Genomic DNA, 17029 nt, shown 5'->3' with positions numbered 1-17029 from the left:
GCGGGTTACGCGGTGAAACCGCCAACCCGCCCTACGCAGAATCGAGTTGTTGGAGCGAACATGAAAGAGCTATTCAATCTTCTCCGCCCGACCGAAGAGTACGAAGACTTCGACGCAATCAAGATCGGGCTGTCCAGCCCGGAAGTGATCCGTAGCTGGTCCTTCGGCGAGGTCAAGAAGCCGGAAACCATCAACTACCGCACCTTCAAGCCGGAACGCGATGGCCTGTTCTGCGCCAAGATCTTCGGGCCGATCAAGGACTACGAGTGCCTGTGCGGCAAGTACAAGCGCCTCAAGCATCGCGGCGTGGTGTGCGAGAAGTGCGGCGTGGAAGTCACCGTTGCCAAGGTGCGCCGCGAGCGCATGGGTCATATCGACCTCGCCTCGCCGGTCGCGCACATCTGGTTCCTGAAGTCGTTGCCGAGCCGCATCGGCCTGCTGCTGGACATGCCGCTGCGCGCCATCGAGCGCGTGCTGTATTTCGAAGCGCACATCGTGGTCGACCCGGGTCTGACCCCGCTGGAAAAGGGCAAGCTGCTGACCGAAGAGGACTACCTCGACGCCGTCGAGAAGTACGGCGACGAGTTCGATGCGCGCATGGGCGCCGAGGCCGTGCATGACCTGCTCAAGGCCATCGACCTGCAGAAGGAGGCGATCAAGTTGCGCGAGGAACTCGCCGGCACCTCCTCCGAGACCAAGATCAAGAAGCTGGGCAAGCGCCTCAAGCTGATCGAGTACTTCATCAGCTCCAACAACAAGCCCGAGTGGATGGTGATGACGGTGCTGCCGGTGCTGCCGCCGGATCTGCGCCCGCTGGTGCCGCTGGATGGCGGACGTTTCGCCACCAGCGATCTGAACGATCTGTACCGCCGCGTCATCAACCGAAACAACCGCCTCAAGCGTCTGCTGGAACTGACCGCGCCCGACATCATCGTGCGCAACGAAAAGCGCATGCTGCAGGAATCGGTGGACGCGCTGATCGACAATGGCCGCCGCGGCCGTGCGATCACCGGCACCAACAAGCGCCCGCTCAAGTCGCTCGCCGACATGATCAAGGGCAAGCAGGGTCGCTTCCGCCAGAACCTGCTCGGCAAGCGCGTCGACTACTCCGGCCGTTCGGTCATCGTGGTCGGCCCGACCTTGAAGCTGCATCAGTGCGGCCTGCCCAAGAAGATGGCGCTGGAGCTGTTCAAGCCCTTCGTGTTTTCCCTGCTGCAGCGCAAGGGTCACGCCACCACCATCAAGGCCGCCAAGAAAATGGTGGAGCGCGAAGAGGCGGTGGTATGGGACTGCCTGGAAGAGTGCATCAAGGAGCATCCGGTGATGCTCAACCGCGCACCGACCCTGCATCGCCTGGGCATCCAGGCGTTCGAGCCGCTGCTGATCGAAGGCAAGGCCATCAACCTGCATCCGCTGGTATGCACCGCGTTCAACGCCGACTTCGACGGCGATCAGATGGCGGTGCACGTGCCGCTGTCGCTCGAAGCGCAGTTGGAAGCGCGCGTGCTGATGATGGCCTCCAACAACATCCTGTCACCGGCCTCCGGCGACCCGATCATCGTGCCTTCGCAGGACGTGGTGCTGGGTTTGTACTGGATGACCCGCGAGCGCGTGAACGCGCTGGGCGAGGGCATGGTGCTGGCCGACGTGGCGGAAGTGCATCGCGCCTACGAGTCCGGTGCGCTCGACCTGCAGGCCAAGATCAAGGTGCGCCTGCGCGACTACGACGACGACGGCAACGAGCTGTTCCATCTGGTGGAGACCACCACCGGCCGTGCGCTGATGTCGGAGATCCTGCCCGAAAAGATTCCCTTCTCGGTCATCAACAAAGCGTTGACCAAGAAGGAGGTGTCGCGGGTGCTCAACCGCGTCTACCGCATCTGCGGGACCAAGGACACGGTCGTGTTTGCCGACCAGATCATGTACACCGGCTTTCGCATGTCCACCAAGTCGGGCATCAGCTTCTGCCTGGACGACATCGTGATTCCAGACGAGAAGGTCGCCATTCTTGCTGCGGCCGAAGCCAAGGTGAAGGAAGTCGCGCGTGAATACACGGAAGGCTTGACCACCCAGCAGGAGCGCTACAACCGCGTGGTGGATCACTGGTCGCGTGCCAACGACGACATCGCCAAGGCGATGATGAAGCGCATCGGCAAGGAAAAGGTCACCACCAAGGAAGGCGTCGACACCGAGCAGCCGAGCTTCAACTCGGTGTTCATGATGGCCGACTCCGGTGCGCGTGGTTCGCAGGCGCAGATCCGTCAGCTCGCCGGCATGCGCGGCCTGATGGCCAAGCCCGACGGATCGATCATCGAGACGCCGATCACCGCGAACTTCCGCGAAGGCCTCAACGTTCTGCAGTACTTCATCTCGACGCACGGCGCTCGCAAGGGTCTGGCCGATACCGCGCTCAAGACCGCCAACTCGGGTTACCTCACGCGCCGTCTGGTCGATGTCGCGCAGGACGTGGTGGTGACCGCACAGGATTGCGGTACCGACCAGGGTCTGCTGATCATGCCCATCGTCGAGGGCGGCGACATCCTGGAGGCGCTGCGCGATCGCGTACTCGGTCGCGTGACTCTGCGCGATGTCTACAAGCCGGCAACCGAGGACCTGATCATTCCCGCCGGCACCATCATCGACGAAGCCTGGGCCGACGTGCTCGAGCGCAATTCGGTGGACGAGGTGTGGGTGCGTTCGCCCATCACCTGCGAGCTGCCGTTCGGCATCTGCGCCAACTGCTACGGTCGCGACCTGGCCCGCGGCCATCGCGTCAACATCGGCGAATCGGTGGGCGTCATTGCAGCGCAGTCCATCGGCGAGCCCGGCACCCAGCTCACCATGCGCACGTTCCACGTCGGCGGCGCCGCCTCGCGTGCGGTGTCCAGCGACGGCGTCGATGCGCGCGCTGCAGGTACGGCGCGCGTGCACAACCTGAAGACCGTGACCAACAAGGAAGGTCTGCTGGTGGCGGTGTCGCGCTCCGGTGAAATCGGCGTGCTGGCGGCCGACGGCCGCGAGCGCGAGCGTTACAAGATCCCCTACGGCGCCACCATCCTGGCCAAGGACGGCGAAGCCGTGCAGGCCGGTCAGCGTCTGGCCAAGTGGGACCCGCACATGCATCCCATCGTCACCGAGCTGGCCGGCTTCGTGAAATTCCAGGACTTTGAAGAAGGCGTGACGGTGACGCGCGAATCCGACCCGGTCACCGGCGTCACCAACCTGGTGATCACCGAGCCGAAGTCGCGTGGCTCCGCCGGTAAGGATCTGCGTCCGACCTTGATGCTGGTGGACGCCAAGGGCCAGCAGTTGAGCTTCCCCGGCACCGACATCCCGGCCAGCTATTCGCTGCCGCCCAAGGCGGTGGTGACCGTCGAGGACGAGGCCGAATGCAAGGTCGGCGACGTGGTGGCGCGTATCCCGCAGGAGTCGTCCAAGACCCGCGACATCACCGGCGGTCTACCGCGCGTGGCGGATCTGTTCGAAGCGCGCAAGCCCAAGGAACCGGCGGTGCTGGCCGAGGCCAGCGGCACGATCAAGTTCGGCACGGCGACCAAGGGCAAGCAGCGCATCAAGATCGTCGACGGCGACGGTAACGAGACCGAGACGCTGGTGCAGAAGTGGGTGCAGATTCGCGTGTTCGAAGGCGAGTCGGTGGAGAAGGGCGAGATCATCTCCGACGGCGAACCGAGCCCGCACGACATCCTGCGTCTGCAGGGCGTCACCGCGCTGGCCAACTACCTGGTCAAGGAAATCCAGGACGTGTATCGCCTGCAGGGCGTGAAGATCAACGACAAGCACATCGAGACGATCATTCGCCAGATGCTGCGCAAGGTCGAGATCAGCGAACCCGGCGACTCCAAGTTCCTGCAGGGCGAACAGGCCGAGATCTTCCACGTGCTGGCGGAGAACCGGAAGCTCAAGAGCGAGAACATGCGGTCGGCCAACTACGAGCGCCAGCTGCTCGGCATCACCAAGGCCTCGCTGTCGACCGAAAGCTTCATCTCGGCGGCCTCGTTCCAGGAGACCACGCGCGTGCTCACCGAAGCCTCGGTGCGCGGCTCGCGTGACGAGCTGCGTGGCCTGAAGGAGAACGTGATCGTGGGCCGTCTGATTCCGGCGGGTACGGGTCTGGCGCACCACGAGCAGCGTCGCAAGGCACGCGGCGGCAGTCTGCTGGCCGACCTGCAGGCGTCCGCGCTGTCGGGCGGCGGCAGCTTTGAGGCAACCGGTGGCGAACGCCTGGCCCGACTGGCTCCGGCCAGCGATGGCGGGGCGGACGACACACCGGAAGAAGAGGCTTCGGACGAAGGTGCTGAGGAGTAAGCGGCGGCGGCCTTGACGGCCGCACATCAGCCGCAGGCTGTACGACAAGGCCCCGCGATGCGGGGCTTTGTCGTGTCAGCACAATGGGACGCGCTTTTTCGGTCGGTGCCCGGTCGAGGCTACAGCGTCCAGCGCCGGGTAAGCGCAAGCGCAGCCTGCGGTTCCGGCAGCGGCCGCGAGAAGAAGTAGCCTTGCGCGTAGTCCAGGCCCAGGGCGCGCAACACCTCGGCTTGCGCGGCGGTCTCGACACCTTCGGCAACGACATCCATCTGCAGCGCCTGCGCCAGGTGAACAATGGCGCCGACGATCTTGCGACTGGCGTCGTCGTCGACCAGGCGAGCGACGAAAGCGCGATCGATCTTGAGCGTGTCGACCGGGAAGCGGTGCAGGTACGCCAGCGACGAATAGCCGGTGCCGAAATCGTCCACCGCGACCTTGAAACCGGTGGCGCGTAAATCCTGCAGCACCGCGCAGATCGGTTCGAAGTCGCTCATCAACAGGGTCTCGGTGATCTCCAGCTTGATCTGCGCAGGCGGCACTGCGGCGCTGCGCGCAGCCTCCATCACCGACAACTGCAACCCGGGATGGATGAGCTGCCGGGCCGACAGGTTGAGATTGAGGATGGGCGCGCGACCGCTGGCCGCCATCATCCGGGCGCAGGCACGACAGCTCTCGGTGAACACCCAGACGCCGAGGTCTACGATCAGCGCCGAGGCCTCGGCCACCGCGATGAAATCGCCCGGGGCAACCCTTCCGCGTCGAGGACAGTTCCAGCGCAGCAGCGCTTCGAACCCGGCGGTGGTCAGGTCCTGCAGCCGTACGATCGGCTGGTAGTGCAGCTCGAACTCGCCCCGCTCCAGCCCCAGCGCGAGGTCGTGCTCCAACTGCAGGCGGGTCAGCACTTCGGCGCGGTCACGGTCGTCCGGCTTGCTCGCGACCTGCGCGGTCGTCGGCGCCAGGGTATCCCGGTAGCGGCCTAGAATGCCCTTGAGCAGCACGCGCAGCACAGGGTCGGCCTGCGCCAGCCGGTCGGTGAAATGATCGGCCGTGATGCGACGCAGATGCGTCGGCTCTCGGGCACGCGCCGACGCCGTGCGCGGCCGGCCGTCGATCAGGGCCATCTCGCCCAGCAGTTCGCCGGGGCCCAGGATGGCGACGACAGTTTCATTCGCATCGCGGCCCATCACCACCTCGATGGAGCCGGCCTCGATGGCCCAGGCGCACTGCCCGGCATCGCCCTCGCGGAACAGCCACTGGCCGGGTTCCAGCCGCTGGTGAAAGCGGTCGTCGCCGACGGATGCGTGCAGGTTGCTCACCGACTGACCTGGGATGTGGCGGGGCCTGTCGGCTACTTGAACACAGACCTGGGCGGGAAGGAACGGCCGGCACGTCTGCGTGGCCGCATCGGCACCAATGTCTGCCTGAATTGTCCGACAATCACCTGCATGTTACGGTCCGGCATTCAGCGTTCACGCGATCAATAAAACAGAACCTGGAGGAGACAGCATGACCGGGAAAGTCCTGATTGCCGGAGCCAGCGGGGTGGTCGGCGCGGCGGCGGTGGACGAGTTTCTGGCACAAGGCTGGCAGGTCGTCGCCTTGTCGCGGCGCAAACCCGAAGTTGCCAGCCGCTCGCCGTTCGAGCATCTGTCGGTGGACCTGCGCGATTCTGCGGCCAGCCGTGAGGCGCTGTCTGCACTGGCCGGAATCACCCATGTGGTGTACGCCGCACTGTTCGAAAAGCCGGGCCTGATCGCGGGCTGGTCGGAGCGCGACCAGATGGACACCAATCTGTCGATGCTCAAGAACTGCCTGGAGCCGCTGCAGGGCGCTGCCAACGATCTGCAGCATGTCAGCCTGCTGCAGGGCACCAAGGCCTACGGCATTCACCTGCACCCGATGCCGATCCCTGCGCGCGAGCGTGCACCGCGCGATGCCCACGACAATTTCTACTGGCTGCAGGAAGATTATTTGCGCGCCGTCGCGGATCGGGCGGGGTTCCGGTTTTCCATCCTGCGTCCGCAGCTGATCATCGGATCGGCCTACGGCGTGGCGATGAATCTCGCGCCCATCATCGGCGCCTATGCCGCGGTGTGTCGCGAAAAGGGCGAGCCCTTCGGCTTTCCCGGCGGCATTTCCTACGTGTGGGAAGCGGTGGATGCGCGCCTGCTGGCGCGTGTGTTCGCCTGGGCCGCGGTGACGCCGGCCGCGGCAGGGCAGCATTTCAATGTCACCAACGGCGATGTCTTCGAGTGGCGCAACCTGTGGCCCGCCATGGCCGACACGCTGGGGGTGAAGACCGGACCCGATCTGCCGCGCTCCATGGCGACCTATCTTCCCGAGCAGGCGGCGGTGTGGGACGCAGTGGTGCGCAAATACAAGCTGCGCCCGGTGACGATGACCGAGCTGGTCGGCGAGTCGCATCATTACGCCGACTTCTGCTTCGCCTACGGGGCTACCACGCCGCCACCGCCGGCCTTCGTCAGCGCGATCAAGCTGCGCCAGGCGGGCTTCACCGAGGTCTGCGATACCGAGGACATGTTCTGCCACTGGCTGGGCAACTTCATCGAGCGCGGCATTCTGCCTGCGCCCTGACCTTTCGACGGGCGCGCGGCCTGCCCGTCAGAAAAGTCTGGCGGCGCGAACCGGTAAAATCGGGCGATGCAGGATCTCGTCGATATCGCACCGCTGGTCGCCTCGCTCAATCCTGCGCAGAAAGAGGCCGTCACTGCACCGCCCGAGCACCGCCTGGTGCTGGCCGGTGCAGGCTCCGGCAAGACGCGCGTGCTGGTGCACCGCATCGGCTGGCTGATCGCGGTGGAGGGCGTCTCGCCACTGTCCATCCTCGCCGTCACTTTCACCAACAAGGCCGCGCACGAGATGCGCGGACGCATCGAGCAGTTGGTGACCGTACCGGTGCGGTCGATGTGGGTCGGCACCTTTCATGGCCTGGCGCATCGCATGCTGCGCCTGCATTGGAAAGAAGCGCGGCTGCCGCAGAACTTCCAGATCCTCGATGCCGACGACCAGTTACGCCTGGTCAAGCGCGTGCTCAAGGGGCTGGACATGTCCGACGAGCAGTGGCCGCCGCGAGCGGTCACCGGCTGGATCAATGCGCAAAAGGAAGAAGCGCGACGGCCGCAGCATCTGTCCGACCTGGGCGACTACACCCAGCGCCAGTATCAGCGCGTGTACACCGCATACGAGGAAGCCTGCGCGAGTTCCGGCATGGTCGACTTCGCCGAACTGCTGCTGCGCGCGTTCGAGTTGACCCGCGATGTCGCTGAGATCCAGCAGCACTACCGGCGTCGCTTCCGCCACATTCTGGTCGACGAATTCCAGGACACCAACACGCTGCAATATTCCTGGCTGAAGGTGCTGGCGGGCGACACGGCGACGATGTTCGCGGTCGGTGATGACGATCAATCGGTTTACTCCTGGCGCGGCGCAAAAATCGAGAACATGATCCGCTTCGAGAAGGATTTCGCCGGCACCGAAGTCGTCAAGCTCGAACAGAACTACCGCTCCACCGGCACCATTCTCAAGGCCGCCAACGGACTGATCGCCAAGAACACCAACCGCCTCGGCAAGAATCTGTGGACCGACGGCGGCGAAGGCGAGGCGATCCAGCTCTATGCCGCGTTCAACGAGTACGACGAGGCGGAGTTCGTCGCCAACCGTCTGCGCGAGCACCTGGACGGGCGTTGCCGGCATGCGGATCTGGCCATTCTGTATCGCTCCAACGCGCAGTCGCGGGTGCTGGAGGAAATCCTCATCCGCGCGCGCATCCCGTATCGGATTTACGGTGGGCTGCGTTTCTTCGAGCGTCAGGAAATCAAGGACGCGCTCGCCTATCTGCGGCTGCTGCACAACCGCGACGACGACACCAGTTTCGAGCGCGTCGTGAACACGCCGACGCGCGGCATCGGCGCGACCACCATGGAGAAGCTCCGCGAGATCGCGCGCGCCAGCCAGGTGTCGCTGTGGATGGCGGCGAAGAACGCATCGAGTCAGCTTGGCCGCTCCGCCGGCAAGGTCGCCGAGTTCCTCAAGCTGATCGACGATCTGCACGGCGAGACGTGTGCGCTGCCGCTGTCGCAGGCGACCGAACTCGTCATCGCGCGCACCCTGCTCAAGGAGCACTTCAAGAAGGAGAAGGGCGAACAGGCCGAGGCGCGCCTCGAGAATCTCGACGAGTTGATCAGTGCGGCCCGCTCCTTCGAGCGCGATCCGAACGCGGGGGCCGCGCTGGAAGATCCGGACGAGCCGGTGCTCGATCCGCTCACCGCGTTTCTCACCCATGCCGCACTGGAGTCGGGCGAGGAGCAGGCCGGCCCCGGCGAGGACTGCGTGCAGCTGATGACTCTGCATGCGGCCAAGGGCCTGGAGTTTCCGGTGGTGTTCATCGTCGGTGTCGAGAACGGGCTGTTCCCGTCGATGCGCGCGGTCGACGAAGGCAATCTGGAAGAGGAACGCCGCCTGTTCTACGTTGGCATCACCCGCGCACGGCGCAAGCTGTACCTGAGCTACGCGGAAATCCGCCGCGTGCACGGCGTGGAGCAGATCGGCGCGCCGTCCATGTTTCTCAAGGAAGTGCCCGCCGAGTGTCTGATGGAGACCCGCCCGCGTGCGGGCGTGCTGCGCCCGGCTTTCGGTGCCAGAGAGCCGTCTGCCGGCTACGGGAGCGGCGCCCGTCGGGACTACGGTTCGGCGCGGCCCTCGCCGCGTACGGCATCCCCCCGCGACGGGCTGGGGCCGGGCGGCTTTCGCCTGGGCCAGCGCGTGCAGCACGCAAAGTTCGGCGAGGGCGTGATCCTCAGCTTCGACGGTGACGGAGATCGGGCGCAGATCGAGGTTCGATTCCGCGATGCGGGAGTGAAGCGCCTGGTGCTGGGTTTTGCCAACCTGCGCGGTCTGTAAGGGCCTGCTCATGCCGAGTGAAGCGATCTGGCTGATCCTGTTCGTCGTCGCCATGCTGGCCGCGCCGTTTGCAACCCTGCGCGCGCTTTCGCACCTGCGTGCGCGCAAACTCAAGCGCAAGCCGCCGCCCGAGGAGCCGGACGAACCCGACCGGCCATCGGGCTACTGGTGAAGCCGATCCGACCATGCCCGCCGACGCCCTGATCGGACTGGCTGCCCTGGTGGCCGCCATCTTCTTCTTCGCCGGCCGCCGCCAGCGTGCGCGGCAATACCCCCTGCCGGATCGATCGCCGCTGGATGCCGGCGATCTGCTGGAAGACCGGCTGGGCTGGCTGGCGCGGCTCAGTCCCGCGCAGCGCGAGCGCTTCGGCGAGCAGGTGCAGCGGTTTCTGCGCGAGAAGCGCTTCGTCGGTTGTGGCGGACTGGAGGTCACCGACGAAATGCGCCTGCTGGTGGCCGGCATGGCGAGCCTGCTGGTGCTGCGGCCGGGTGCCGAGCCCTTTCCGCAGTTGCGCGAAGTGCTGCTCTACCCCGGACCGTTCCTGGTGCCGGTCACCGAACCCGACGAGTTCGGTCTGGTGCCGGACGAGCCGGACGAGCGCATCGGCGAGTCCTGGCAGGGCGATCGGGTGATCCTGTCCTGGCCGGACGTGGAAGCCGGCCTGGACGGCGACGAGGTCAACGTGGTGGTGCACGAATTCGCTCACCAACTGGACGACGACAACGGTGCCGGCGACGGTGCGCCGCGTCTGGCGGATTACGGCGAGTGGTCCGAGGTGATGCAGACCGAGTTCGAGCGGCTGCGCCGGCACCGCCGTCCACGCGTGCTGGACCCCTACGGCGCCGAGAGTCCGGCCGAGTTTTTCGGCGTGGTCAGCGAGGCGTTCTTTCAGCGTGGTCCGGAATTGGCCCGGCACCACGCGCGCCTGTACGCGCTGCTGCGCGATTACTACGGCTTCGAGACGGCCTGAGCGAGCCTGCATGCGCCAGATGAGACCCTGGTCACGCGCCCGTCGGGGTCGCGATAGGCTAAGGCCCTCGTCACCGGTAGGATGATCAGGTCCCTTACGTGCCGGTCCCATGAGCGAGCGCCGCACCGCTGCAATCTTGTTTCTCGATATCGTCGCTGCCACCGAGCTGCGGGCGAATTTCGGCGACGCGCGCACCGATGCCATGCTCGACCCGCTGCTGGACGAGCTGAACCTGTTGATCGAACAGGGCGGTGGCGAGGCGCTCAAGGCCGACGGCGACGGCCTGCTGGCGGTGTTCGATCACCCCGATCGCTGTGTCGCCGATGCCGCCCAGGTCGCCGTCGACAGCCAGCGCGCGGCTCGTGCAGTGGGTCGCAAGCTCTACGCCGGCCTGCACGCCGGCGTGGTGGAGTTTCGTGAGGTGCTCGGGCGTCCCGATGTATCGGGGATGGCGGTAAACGTGGCCGCGCGCCTGCACAAGCTGGTGCCGGGACTGGGCGGCTACGTGTTCGTGGCGGCGGAGACGGTTCCCATGCTGCCCCCGGATCTGCGCCGGCTGGTCCGGCCTTACGGGGTGCGGCCGATCCGCGGGCTGGGCGACATCGAGATCCACACCCTGGACTGGGACGAGGCGGTGACGCTGATGCGCACTCAGTTTGCGCCGCCGCCCGCGGCCACCGAAACGCGTGCCGCGCTGATCCTGAACCACATGGGCCGCCAGTTGCAGCTGGTGGCACCATCGCCACCGTTGAACGTCGGGCGGGGCGGCCTCAACGAACTGCGTATCCACGACGCCGAACAGCGCATGTCCTCGCAGCACCTGCGGCTGGTATGCCGGCACTCGGGTTGGGTGGTGCAGGACATCAGCCGCAACGGCACCTGGGTGCGATTCGAGATCGGCGCCTCGGCACCCATCCGCCTGCTCGGAGACGAGCTCAAGCTGCTCAGCAATGGTCAGCTGTGCCTGGGCCGGCCGTTTTCCAGCGATCCCGGCGGGCGCTACATCCTGAACTTCCAGTTGCTCAAAATCTGAGCAACCCAGGCGTCGCTCGACTTCGGGATCAGGGCAGCTTGACGACTCGGCCTTCGAATCCGTTGGCCTGCAGTTGCGCCATCAGGTTTTCGGCCTTGCTCAGGTTGTAGGGGCCGCTGCGCACGCGGTGCCAGATCTGGCGGTCCTGGCCGGTGATGCGCTCGATGTCGGACTCGATGCCGGCGAACGCCAAGCGGGCCTTGTGTTCTTCGGCATTGTCCGCCTCGCGGAAAGCGCCGGCGACCACCAGATACTGCGCGCCCGATGGAGCCGACATCGCCGGAATCGAAACTGTGGTCTCGGGCGGTTCGACCGCGGGCGGCGGCGCGGCCGGCGCTGGCGCGGCTTGCGGCAACTCGGGTTCCTGCACCGGCACGACGACCTGCTCCTTCTCCAGCAGGGTGTAGAAATCGAAACGAGGCGTTTCCACGGGCGGAATTTCCACCTTGGGCCGGGCCGCTGCCGCCGCCGTCGGCGTGCGGGCCTGCTGGCTCATCGGCAGCGGCTGCGGCGGCCGGCCGATGTAGACGATGGTGGCGATCACCAGCCCCATCGACAGCCCGGCAACCAGCCATACCCAGCCGGGCAGGCCGGCAGGTCGTGGCGGCGGGCGACGATTGCGGGCAACGTAATCGCGCGCCATTAACGCTCACCTCGCGCAGCGCGACATGCGTCCCTCGCCCGCGCAGCGGTATAGCGGCGGATCGCTCGTGCAACGAGCGGTAGGGTGAGGGTGACGCCGCCGCCGAACCAAGTCATCGCGTTGGGTCCTGTCTGCGTCACATCGACTCGGGCGCGCCAACGCCAAGCAGCTCCAGCGCATTGCCCAGCACTTGTCGCGTGGCCGCGATCAAGGCGAGTCGCGCCGTCTGCAACTCGGTGTCATCGACTTCGGGGTCCCCGCCCGGGGGATTTTCACTTCGCGGGGTGGTCAGGAACTTGTGGGCGTTGTAGTAACTGTGCAGAGCATCGGCTAGCTCCCGTAGGTAGAACGCCAGCTGGTGCGGTGCAAACTGGGCCGCCGAAGCTGCGAGCACTTCGGGATACTTCTGCAGGACAGTGAGCAGGTGCTTTTCCTGCGGCTCGCTCAGGCGGTGCAGGCTGGCCGCGGCCGCCTCCATGGCAAAGGTCTGGCCCCGCTCCGCCAGTTGGCGGAACACCGAACAGATGCGCGCGTGCGCGTACTGCACGTAGAAGACCGGGTTGTCGTTGGACTGCGAGCGCGCCAGTTCGATGTCGAATTCCAGATGCTGATCGTGCGAGCGCAGCAGGTAGAAGAAACGCGTGGCGTCCTTGCCTGCCTCGTCGATCAGGTCCTGCAGGGTGACGAAATTGCCGCTGCGTTTGCCCATGCGTCCGGACGACAGGGTGACGAACTGCATGAGCTGCACATGCAGCGCATCGGTGCGCCCGGTCAGCGCTTCGATGGCGGCGCGCACGCGCGCGATGTAACCGTGGTGATCGGCCCCCCACACGTCCAGCAGTACCGGGTAGCCGCGGTCTAGCTTGTCGACGTGGTAGGCCAGGTCGTTGGCGAAATACGTGGCCGCGCCGTCGGCCTTGAACAGCACGCGGTCTTTCTCGTCGCCGAAGCTGGTCGTGCGCAGCCAGGTGGCGCCGTCCTGCGCGTAGACGTGGCCAGCGGCGCTGAGCCGCTCGATGGCGGTCCTGGCGAAACCCGAGTCGACCAGGCTCTTTTCCGAGTACCACCGGTCGAAGCGAACGCCGAAGGCTTCGAGCGTGGCACGGATGGCCGCGAGCTGGTCTTCCAGCCCCGCCCGCTGCACCCGGGCGTAATCCGCGCCCAGCAAGCTGCGCGCGCGCTCGATCAGCGCATCGATGTAGTTTTCCTGCTGCGTCTTGAGCGCCGCCTTGGTTTTCTCGTCGGCCCCGGCCGGCACGATGGGTTCGGCCGGAATGCCGGCGAGCACGGCCTCGGCGGGGTGACGCAGTGCGTCGCCCAGGCTCTGCTTCAGTCGTTCGCTGGTCTGGCGGATGTAATCGGCCGGATAGGCGCGCTGCGGAAACGGCAGGTTCTCGCCGCAGGCCTGCAGGTAGCGCAGCCATACGCTGACGGTGAGGATGTCCACCTGCCGACCGGCGTCGTTGATGTAGTACTCCCGATGCACGTCCCAGCCGGTGGCCGCCAGGATGTTGGCCAGCGAATCGCCGTAGGCGGCACCACGACCATGACCCACGTGCATGGGGCCGGTCGGGTTGGCCGACACGAACTCCACCAGCATCCTGCCGCGCGCCCCGCTGCGGTCGCAGCCGTAGGCCGCCCCCTGCTGCAAGATCTGCGGAATCACGGCCTGGAATGCCGCCGGGGTCAGAAAGAAATTGATGAAGCCCGGCCCGGCGATCTCTACCCGCTCGACCATCTCCGATGCCGGCAGGTGCTGTACCAGCAACTCGGCGACTGCGCGCGGGGGCCGCCCCAGCCCCTTGTTGACGACCAGCGCGAGGTTGGTCGCGAAGTCGCCATGGCGCGCATCCTTGGCCGCGTCGATCTGCAGACCCGGGGGCAGGTCCATGGGTTTGCCAAGCGCGGAAGACGCGGATGCCAGGGCGCTGCCGAGCAGCGCCTGCAGGTGAGATTTCATCAAGGGGAAGCAGTGGACCGAAGCGGCCGGAAGTGTAAACGCTCGCCCCCCGAGCGTCATGCCGAAGGGCATGCTCCCAAGCGACCTTACGCTCCAGCAGCGACGCGGCTGGACGGTAGCCTGAAGGCGACAGGCGGAGGCCCATGGCAGTCGAATCGGGGCGCTGTGCGCGGCTGTCGGTCGCGCCGCCGCTTTCGTCGGCGGCAGGCCCCGCACCCGCCACGGCAGGCGGATCATGGCTCATCGCTGAAGCAGCGGGGACTTCTCAGGAGCCTCCCCAGCTGCACAGCCTTCGATTTCTCCGGTGCAGATCCAAGCGCACCGGGCGGCTCCGAGAGGCCGCAAACGATCTCTCCCCCCTGACCGGGTCTGGCTTGCGCCGATCCGGTTCTTTTTTGCCCGCTGCACGGGCGTCAGGTCCTTTCCCAAACCGCGTAAAATCCGCGCCGTTCGCCGGCACCGGCCGCGAACCCACGACCTACGTGTTGTTCAACCGATTCTGGGGTAAACGATGAAGAAGTGGCGCTGCCTGGTGTGCGATTTCGAGTACGACGAGGCCAAGGGCCTGCCGGAAGAGGGCATCGCGCCCGGTACCGCCTGGGAAGATATTCCCGACAGCTGGACCTGCCCCGATTGCGGCGCCGGCAAATCGGACTTCCAGATGGTCGAGGTGTAAAGCAGGACGCGCTGCGCGCTGTAGGTGTTAGGACGCTCGCTGCAGGCGTTAGCCAAGCACCACACTGCACGCCTAACGCCTGCTTTTCAGAACGCGCAGCACTGCAGCTTGAACGCGATGTCCCGGTGCGCCTGGCCGGAACGCTGGTTGACGTCGCGCAATTGCATGAAGCGCAGGGTGAAGCGGTGAGCGCCAGCGCTGATTTCCGGATACACGCCCGCATCGACCGGCACGAACACGCGGATCAGGCTGCATGCCGTCTGCGGGGCGTGGATATAGGTGCCGCCGGGGGCCATCGCATCGGTCAGCGGCACGCTGCCACGCAGCAGCCGCAGGTCCAGCAGAATGGCCTGCGCGAACGGCACCAACTCGGCGAACCAACCGTCCAGGTCCGCGCCGACCTGCTCGGGCGCCTGCGACAGCCAGTAGTGGTAGGCCGGCAGGTCGAACGCGCAGGTGCCGCCGGGAATCGAACTGCGGTTGTGGATGGACATCAGGAATTCGTTGTCGCGCAGGGCCATCGAGGCGAGCTGGCTGGAAAGCTGCTGCAATTTGGCGATGGCGCCGACGATCTCGGTAAGCACCACCTGCAGCCGCGAATTGTCCACCCCCGGGCGGTTGGACAGGCGTCCCAGCACCGCGTGCTGCTCGTGCAGGTCCTTGAGCACATCCTTCTTGAGGTCCGAGCGTCCCAGCACGGTGAGGATGTCCAGGAGCACGCTCAGACGCGCGCGCGCGCCGAACGGCGAGGCGTCCGCGCGGTGATGCTCATACTGTCCGAACAGGAACTCCAGACGCAGGAAGGTCCGGATGCGCTCGTTGAGCGGCTGTTCAAAGACGATTGCTTCCAATCCTGGGCTCACGCCGCACCGGTGGGGCAAAAGTGCGTTTAGTGTGACGCAGCGCACGGTTGCCGGCAATGAAATGACCCCGCGAAAATTACGGGAACGAATGACCCGCTCGGGCTGCCTCCGCCCGTGCCAGATACAGGTCGTGGAAACGCAGCACGCTGTCCGCAGTCTGATCGGGCGTGCCTGTGTTGACCAGCACATCGTCGGCACGTTCCAGGCGCAGGGCGCGCGGACTCTGTGCGGCCAGCATCTGCTCCACCAGGGCGAGGTCGATTTCGTCACGCTGCTGCAGACGCTGTCGCTGCACCGATTCGGGTACATCCACCACCAGCACGCGATCCACCAGCCGATCCATCCCGGATTCGATCAGGATCGCGTTCTCCAGCATGCTGTAGGGCGCGGTCTGCCGATCCATCCACTGGCGGATTGCAGCGCGTATCGGCGGATGGGTGATGCGCTCCAGGTCGCGGCGCGCATCGGCGTCGGCAAACACGATCTGACGCAGGCGGCGACGGTCGAGCCGCCCGTCCGCGAGCAGGACGTCCTCCCCAAAGCGTTGGGCGATCGCCATCAGTGCCGGCTGCCCGGGCTCGACGACTGCGCGCGATACCTGGTCGGCATCCAGCACCGGCACGCCCAGCGCACGGAACTGCGCGCTGACCAGCGATTTGCCGCTGGCCACGCCGCCGGTCAGGCCTACGGTGAATCGCGACATCAGCCGGCTGCGCCTAGGTACAGGGTGTTGATCGTCTCGCCCCAGATCAGCGCGATCCAGCCGGCGCCGGCGATATAAGGGCCGAACGGAATGCGCGAGGACCACTCGGCCTTGCGCGCCGCCATCAGCGCAATGCCCACGGCTGCGCCGACCACGGCCGACAGCAGCACGATCTGCGGCAGTGCCTGCCAGCCCAGCCAGGCGCCGAGCGCACCCATGAGCTTGAAGTCGCCATAGCCCATGCCTTCCTTGCCGGTGACGAGCTTGAACGCCCAGAAGATGCTCCACAGCATCAGATATCCCGCCGCCGCGCCGGCGATCGCCGCGACCGGTTCGGCAAACACGGGGCCGATACTCAGCAGCAGGCCCAGCCACAACAGCGGCAGGGTCAGATTGTCCGGCAGGTACATCGTCCGCAGGTCGGTCACCGTCAGCGCAATCAGCGACCAGGTCAGAATCAGGCTCGGCAGCAACTGCAGCGAGTACCCGAAGCGCCATACGCAGACCGCCGACAGCACGCTGGTGGCCAGTTCCACGGCCGGATACTGGATCGAGATGGGTGCACGGCAAGCTGCACAGCGCCCGCGCAGCACCAGCCAGCCCAGTATCGGCAGGTTGTGCCAGGGCTTGATCGGCGTCCTGCAGGCAGGGCAGGCCGAACCCGGACGGACCAGCGAGACTCTTGGCTCGCCGGTATCGACCGGCACCCCGAACTGTTCCCGGCAGGCCTCGGCAAAATCCTGCTCGATCATCTTCGGCAGCCGATACGCCACCACATTGAGAAAACTGCCCACGCACAGGCCGAGCAGGACCACGAAGACGGTCAGGATCGCGGGACTGGATTGGAGTAGTTCGAGCATCGGAGAGGTACGCCGTATCCGCTAGGCGGATACGGCGATTGAAAGTGATGACCGCAGCGATCTGACTCGCCGGC

General features: G+C 65.9%; 13 protein-coding genes. 7 read left to right on the top strand and 6 right to left on the bottom strand.

Annotated elements, in window-relative coordinates:
* Window positions 1-60 precede the first annotated feature (60 nt).
* On the top strand, window positions 61-4326 hold the full coding sequence (rpoC, locus tag ACOOHP_RS14185) for a DNA-directed RNA polymerase subunit beta' (protein WP_420467139.1): 4266 nt from the start codon (window positions 61-63) through the stop codon (window positions 4324-4326).
* Between the two features lie 119 nt (window positions 4327-4445).
* Here rpoC and ACOOHP_RS14180 read toward each other — a convergent pair whose 3' ends face one another.
* Entirely contained in the window at window positions 4446-5642 is a 1197-nt protein-coding gene (locus ACOOHP_RS14180; RefSeq protein WP_420467138.1) for an EAL domain-containing protein, read from the bottom strand.
* Window positions 5643-5832: 190 nt separating this feature from the next.
* Here ACOOHP_RS14180 and ACOOHP_RS14175 point away from each other — a divergent pair, with 190 nt between their 5' ends.
* The 5 genes from ACOOHP_RS14175 to ACOOHP_RS14155 all read left to right on the top strand — a co-directional run bounded on the left by ACOOHP_RS14175 (window position 5833) and on the right by ACOOHP_RS14155 (window position 11250).
* Entirely contained in the window at window positions 5833-6921 is a 1089-nt protein-coding gene (locus ACOOHP_RS14175) for an SDR family oxidoreductase (protein WP_420467137.1), read from the top strand.
* A gap of 66 nt (window positions 6922-6987) precedes the next feature.
* A complete protein-coding gene (gene uvrD / locus ACOOHP_RS14170; RefSeq protein WP_420467136.1) occupies window positions 6988-9246 on the top strand; it encodes a DNA helicase II in 2259 nt (752 codons plus the stop codon).
* Between the two features lie 10 nt (window positions 9247-9256).
* Window positions 9257-9418, top strand: a complete 162-nt coding sequence (locus ACOOHP_RS14165) for a hypothetical protein (RefSeq protein WP_420467135.1) — start codon at window positions 9257-9259, stop codon at window positions 9416-9418.
* 13 nt (window positions 9419-9431) lie between these two features.
* The gene (locus tag ACOOHP_RS14160) at window positions 9432-10217 is read left to right on the top strand and encodes a zinc-dependent peptidase (RefSeq protein ID WP_420467134.1); all 786 of its coding nucleotides are present in this window, start codon (window positions 9432-9434) and stop codon (window positions 10215-10217) included.
* Between the two features lie 109 nt (window positions 10218-10326).
* Window positions 10327-11250: an FHA domain-containing protein gene (locus tag ACOOHP_RS14155; RefSeq protein ID WP_420467133.1), complete on the top strand. Its 924-nt coding sequence runs from the start codon at window positions 10327-10329 to the stop codon at window positions 11248-11250.
* A gap of 28 nt (window positions 11251-11278) precedes the next feature.
* Here ACOOHP_RS14155 and ACOOHP_RS14150 read toward each other — a convergent pair whose 3' ends face one another.
* Entirely contained in the window at window positions 11279-11893 is a 615-nt protein-coding gene (locus ACOOHP_RS14150) for an SPOR domain-containing protein (RefSeq protein WP_420467132.1), read from the bottom strand.
* Between the two features lie 136 nt (window positions 11894-12029).
* Complete coding sequence (gene argS / locus ACOOHP_RS14145; RefSeq protein WP_420467131.1) at window positions 12030-13853, bottom strand: arginine--tRNA ligase; 1824 nt, start codon at window positions 13851-13853, stop codon at window positions 12030-12032.
* Window positions 13854-14364: 511 nt separating this feature from the next.
* On the opposite strand from argS, the gene ACOOHP_RS14140 reads away from it, so the two are divergent.
* Window positions 14365-14529 carry a rubredoxin gene (locus ACOOHP_RS14140; RefSeq protein WP_420467130.1) on the top strand — a complete coding sequence of 55 codons (165 nt, stop codon included), beginning with the start codon at window positions 14365-14367 and terminating at the stop codon, window positions 14527-14529.
* Between the two features lie 86 nt (window positions 14530-14615).
* Here ACOOHP_RS14140 and zapD read toward each other — a convergent pair whose 3' ends face one another.
* From zapD to ACOOHP_RS14125, 3 genes are all read right to left on the bottom strand, one after another.
* Entirely contained in the window at window positions 14616-15380 is a 765-nt protein-coding gene (gene zapD, locus ACOOHP_RS14135; protein WP_420467129.1) for a cell division protein ZapD, read from the bottom strand.
* A gap of 88 nt (window positions 15381-15468) precedes the next feature.
* On the bottom strand, window positions 15469-16095 hold the full coding sequence (gene coaE / locus ACOOHP_RS14130) for a dephospho-CoA kinase (RefSeq protein ID WP_420467128.1): 627 nt from the start codon (window positions 16093-16095) through the stop codon (window positions 15469-15471).
* On the bottom strand, window positions 16095-16955 hold the full coding sequence (locus tag ACOOHP_RS14125; RefSeq protein ID WP_420467127.1) for a prepilin peptidase: 861 nt from the start codon (window positions 16953-16955) through the stop codon (window positions 16095-16097). The genes coaE and ACOOHP_RS14125 overlap by 1 nt, the downstream gene beginning before the upstream one ends.
* Between the last annotated feature and the right edge of the window lie 74 nt (window positions 16956-17029).

Source organism: Panacagrimonas sp. (assembly GCF_965216805.1).
In the GTDB taxonomy this organism is placed as follows: domain Bacteria; phylum Pseudomonadota; class Gammaproteobacteria; order Nevskiales; family Nevskiaceae; genus Panacagrimonas.
Note: the sequence above shows the minus strand (reverse complement) of the source record. Positions and strands in the feature narration are given on the sequence as shown.